This window comes from Halomonas sp. NPDC076908 (assembly GCF_050269715.1).
Lineage (GTDB): Bacteria > Pseudomonadota > Gammaproteobacteria > Pseudomonadales > Halomonadaceae > Vreelandella.
The window spans coordinates 1-4635 of the sequence record NZ_JBNNIW010000075.1 but is presented as its reverse complement, the minus strand read 5'-3'; the positions used below and the strand labels follow the sequence as shown (position 1 = coordinate 4635).

The window sequence follows — 4635 nt, the reverse complement described above, 5'->3', positions numbered from 1 at the left end:
TGGAAGCGGCTGTTGGTGCTTGATGGATTGGTTAGGTTCTTGAAATCATAGCACTTTCAGCCGCTTTCTTTTATACCCTGTGAGAAATCCGGGCTGATATGTTTTGACCTGTCAAGGCTTGCACGGACTTTACATGTTGCACCTCCCGATGGCAGGCACCTTGGGCCAGGACAGAATCGGGCAGACTGCGACGGTGGATCATGCTGATATACGTGGATTGGGTACCACCTGACTTCACTGCGTCGCGGAGCTTGCCTTTCTCTAGCAGCAGGGATCACTTGCCGGGAACGCCCTTTGAGATTATCCCTGACAAGTGCCGGTATAACCCGGCCAAGGGTTCTCCACACCGGCCCGATCCTGCCCTGACTCAAAGTGCCTGTTACCTCCATTAGCATGATTTCCGATGCCTTGAATTCGCTTCCGGCTTAATGGCTACGGCCTCTCACACCGCGTGCGTTGCGGGCATCACTCGGCAGACAATATCCCAGATAAAGCCCGTAAGTTCGCGCGCCACGGCGACACACACCAGCTTGGTGTTCTTTCCCGCCCGCGTCAGGTCCCGGTAGCGCCCGCACAGGCGCTTTTGAGCCTTCCAGGCAATGGCTCTGGCCTCCTCGGGCGCATTAGCCGCCTTACGCTTCAAGTGGCCGGTCTGGCGTGCCGGGAAGCGATAGCTCCAGGCCGACTCCACCAGCATTCGCCGGGCATGACTGTTACCGGTGAGTGTGATCGCCCCCTGGCGTCGGCGCGAGCCGCTACTGTGCTCGCTGGGTACGAGCCCCAGAAAGCCCATCAGCTGACGGGGCGAATCGAAGCGGCTGATGTCGCCCAACTCCGCCATCAGCACCATGGCCGCCAGTTTGTCGATACCGCGCAAGGCAACCAACGCCTCCACCACGGGGGCCAGAGACCACTGTGGCAAGGCCCGTTCCATCTGGGTCGTTATATCAGCCACCCGTCGGGTCGCCGCCCTGACGGCATCGATATACTCCTGCAACACTACCTGTTGCCAGTCGTGCTCGAACCGCAATGACTCCAGCCAGTTGAAATGGGTCTGGGTCCAGCGGGTACGGCCCTTAGGCCAGTGATGACCGTGGCGTAGCACAAAGGCGTTCAGCTGCTGGCGCGCCTTGCGCTCCTGAGCCTTCATGTCATCACGCGCCCGGGTCAGGTCGCGCATGGCCTCCTGCTCGGTATCCGGAACCCATACCGGCGTCAGATCGCCACTGCGTGCCAGTCGGGCCAGCTTGATCGCATCACGCCGATCCGTCTTGATCTGTTCACCGGGCGCCTTCGGAATCCGCGATGGCGCCACCACCTGGACATCATGGCCGCTGGCCAGCAGTTGGCGATACAGGCCATACCCGCAAGGGCCCGCCTCATAGACAAACTGCAGCAGGCCCCCGCCATACCGCTCGCTGAGCTGTTGAATCTTGCGCTCGACCCGCTTGGGCGTATTGGCAATCTCGCCTTCATACCCTGGCTCCTGCCGACCAGGTTCAGCAACGGCGATCGCTATCGTCTCCTTGTGCACATCCAAGCCCACGTAGGCGGTATGAACCGTCGGCTGCGCCGGTACGACAGAAGCGCCGGCGATGTGAAGTGACGCGTGTTCAACGTTAAACTTGGTCATGACCTGCCCTCCTCAATGTGGCTCTGTCTCAGGGGTTGTTTACCCATCCCAACGATAATCCACGATCGTTGAGGACGGGCAGGTCAAAACATCATGTCTAGGTCTGTTTTTGCTGCGCTTCAATCTAATGGCAAAAGGCCCGCTGTTTCTGTTTGGCGCGAATGGCGTGTTGACGCTAAGCATATTGCTGCACTTTGCTAGCTACCCTGGTGTTGATTTAAGCGATCTCTTGGCGAGTAATATTATGGCCAGCCTGCTGGCGGTATTTATCGCCATGTTGATGCATACGCTATTTCCCGATGTTGAACCTCGCCAGCTACCACCGCGTGGTGCAAAGCCTGTAGCCCAAATTCGCCATGAAACATTGATGGGCGGCATTACGGCCACACTCTCGTTTGTAGTGTTCCAAATGTTTGACCTCCGCGATTCACTGTCAGCGCAAATGGCCACCATTCTGATTCTGTTTGCTTTAGGTTATTCCGGCGCTCGAGTGTCGGCAGGTAAGCGAGCAATTGGCACGCTACTGGGCTGTAATCTGGCGCTGGCAATGCAGCTATTGCTTTACACCCAAAGCCATCATTTTTTGCTGGTGATTTTGCTCTATTGGCTTGGACTAATGCTGTTTGCTAGAGAACATATTTTGGAAGGTGGCGGCTCAGGCATTGGCTTTGGAGGGCTGACAACGTTGGGCATTCTCTTTGGCCAGTCGTTAGGCCCGCAGCAAGACCTTGTTTATAGTGCGCTTTATCGGTTCTCTTCGATGAGCGTTGCGCTCGTGGGCACCTTGTTGGTAATGGCTTGTTTACACTGTTTGCTAAATAGTTGGCAGCCAACGCGCCTGCCTAAAAGTAATTGAGGTAACTTTTCTAACAAAGGCTACGCTAAGGAAGGTGTCGCCATTCGAAGTGAGTATTCACTTAGTGAGCGGCATCATCCCCACTAACGGATTAGAGGTGTTCGTCATGGCAAGTGGCAAAGAAGATAAAGTGAAAGGTACTGTCAATAAGGCCGCCGGAAAAGTGAAGGAAGCAGCTGGCAAAGTAACCGGCAGTAGTAAAACAGAATCTAAGGGTAAAGCCCAACAAGTAAAGGGCGAGCTGCAGAAAGGTAAAGGTAAGGCCAAAGAGAAGGCTAAGAAATAGCGCCTAGCCAGGGCATTTCAATGCCAACAGAGGTCAATAACCTCTGTTGGCTTTTAGGTGGTAACTCAGTAGTGGCCAAGCAGCTTCCACCATAAACCACCAACGACTACCCAAATGAGCAGGTTCACCACGCTCATAATGAAACCTGCTTTCCACCACTCTCCCAGCGTCAGGTAGCCTGAGCCAAAGATGACTGGTGAGGTGCCTGTGGCGTAATGGGTTAAGGTCATCATAATCGAAGATGTGGCCGCCATAATCAGCACAAAAGGCATAGGTGGGGCGCCGAGGCTTAAGCCAACGGTGAGAAATGCTGCCATCATCGCGGTGATGTGTGCAGTCGTGCTGGCGAAAAAGTAATGGGTATAAAGAAAGGTGAGTACCAAGAGTGCAGAGGCTCCCGCCCAACCAATCCCCATCGTGGTAATCCAGCTCTGCATATTCGCTGAAAACCAACTAATAAGGCCTGTTTCGTTAAGTTGGCTAGCCATCATGATAAGAGCACCAAACCACAACAGCGTATCCCACGCATTTTTTTCTTTCAGCACATCTTCCCAGGTCAAAACACCTGTTAGCAGGAGTAGCGACAAGCCAATAAACGCAGACGTGGTGGTATTAAGCGTGACCGCATCCCCCAGGAAAATCGCTGGGATATCCGCCCAAAGCAAAAGCAGCACTAAGAAAACGAACAGCATGATGCCTTCGTTTCGGCTTAGTTTTCCTAGTTCGGCAAGTTTGTCTCTCGCCAATTGAGTGGCATTCGGGGTTTCTTTAATTTCCGGTGGGTAAAGCAGGTACAGAATGTACGGCATCGCCAGGATGGCGACCAAGCCCGGCAGCAGCATGGCGATCGCCCAGGTTAACCAGCTCAGCTGTATTTCCGCCCCAGTGGCGGACGAGATAAGTTGAACGGTTAATGGGTTAGGAGCGGTGGCGGTGATGAACATAGCCGAGGTGATGGGGTTGCTGTGGTAATTCACCAGCGCTAGATATTTGCCGATTTTGCCCGACGTGTTGTCTTCAGGATGTGAGTCAAAGCTGTGAGCGATAGAGCGCATAATGGGGTGGATAATACCGCCACCTCGCGCCGTATTACTCGGGGTAACTGGTGCAATTGTTAGCTCTGAAAAGGCGAGGCCATAGCCGATCCCCAGCGTACGTTTGCCGAAAATAGAAATGAAATAGTAACCAATGCGCGCGCCTAAACCGGTTTTGATTAACCCTCGCGAAATCATAATCGCAATGGCAATTAACCAAATAAGTGGGTTGGCATAACTGCTTAAGGCGACATTGATGGCCTCGCTTGGCGTGTCGCCGGTCACGCCACTTGCCGCGACAATAGAAATCGCAACCACAGAGATCGCCCCAATAGGCATGGCTTTGCCGATGATAGCGACAATAGTGCCGACAAATATTGCCAGCATGAGCCAAGCGTTTGGCGTCAGCCCTTCTGGCAAAGGAATCACCAGCCAAATCAATAGAGTGGTGGCCACAGCAATTGCGGCCGACCAGGGGTTGAAAGGTAGTGTCGACATAATGGGTACCTATAGATTAAAAAAAGCTCTTTAACTCTTGATTTAGTTTATATTTTTGGACGTTAGATAACTTGCGCTACGTCAATTGTTGGCTCAATAGAGATGATTTTATAGTGTAGTTGTTTTTTATGTGACGATCTGTAAGTCATCTAATTTAAAAGCTTTATTTTTGTTTTTATATAATCGGATTGCTGTTGCAAATGTATTTTTAAAATGAATAGCTAATGGTTTATTTAGGGAAGGTCTGAATAACTGCCGATATTCGTCAGCTCTCACTTAAGCCGACAAAAAATCGCAAATTCAGACACTCTTCTCCCGTTCTTTGTCT

3 protein-coding genes and 1 pseudogene are annotated in these 4635 nt (G+C 52.5%); 2 read left to right on the top strand and 2 right to left on the bottom strand.

Going from position 1 to position 4635, the window contains the following annotated elements:
• Positions 1 to 442 precede the first annotated feature (442 nt).
• Positions 443 to 1633, bottom strand: a complete 1191-nt coding sequence (locus ACQKE4_RS20040) for an IS110 family transposase (protein WP_427389980.1) — start codon at positions 1631 to 1633, stop codon at positions 443 to 445.
• A 97-nt stretch (positions 1634 to 1730) separates the two neighbouring features.
• Here ACQKE4_RS20040 and ACQKE4_RS20035 point away from each other — a divergent pair.
• Both ACQKE4_RS20035 and ACQKE4_RS20030 read left to right on the top strand, forming a co-directional pair.
• Positions 1731 to 2489, top strand: a pseudogene (locus ACQKE4_RS20035) (DUF2955 domain-containing protein); the annotation flags it as partial.
• Positions 2490 to 2538: 49 nt separating this feature from the next.
• The gene (locus tag ACQKE4_RS20030; protein ID WP_427389979.1) at positions 2539 to 2775 is read left to right on the top strand and encodes a CsbD family protein; all 237 of its coding nucleotides are present in this window, start codon (positions 2539 to 2541) and stop codon (positions 2773 to 2775) included.
• A 65-nt stretch (positions 2776 to 2840) separates the two neighbouring features.
• On the opposite strand, the gene ACQKE4_RS20025 is transcribed toward ACQKE4_RS20030, so the two are convergent.
• Complete coding sequence (locus ACQKE4_RS20025) at positions 2841 to 4307, bottom strand: DASS family sodium-coupled anion symporter (protein ID WP_016914153.1); 1467 nt, start codon at positions 4305 to 4307, stop codon at positions 2841 to 2843.
• Positions 4308 to 4635 lie beyond the last annotated feature (328 nt).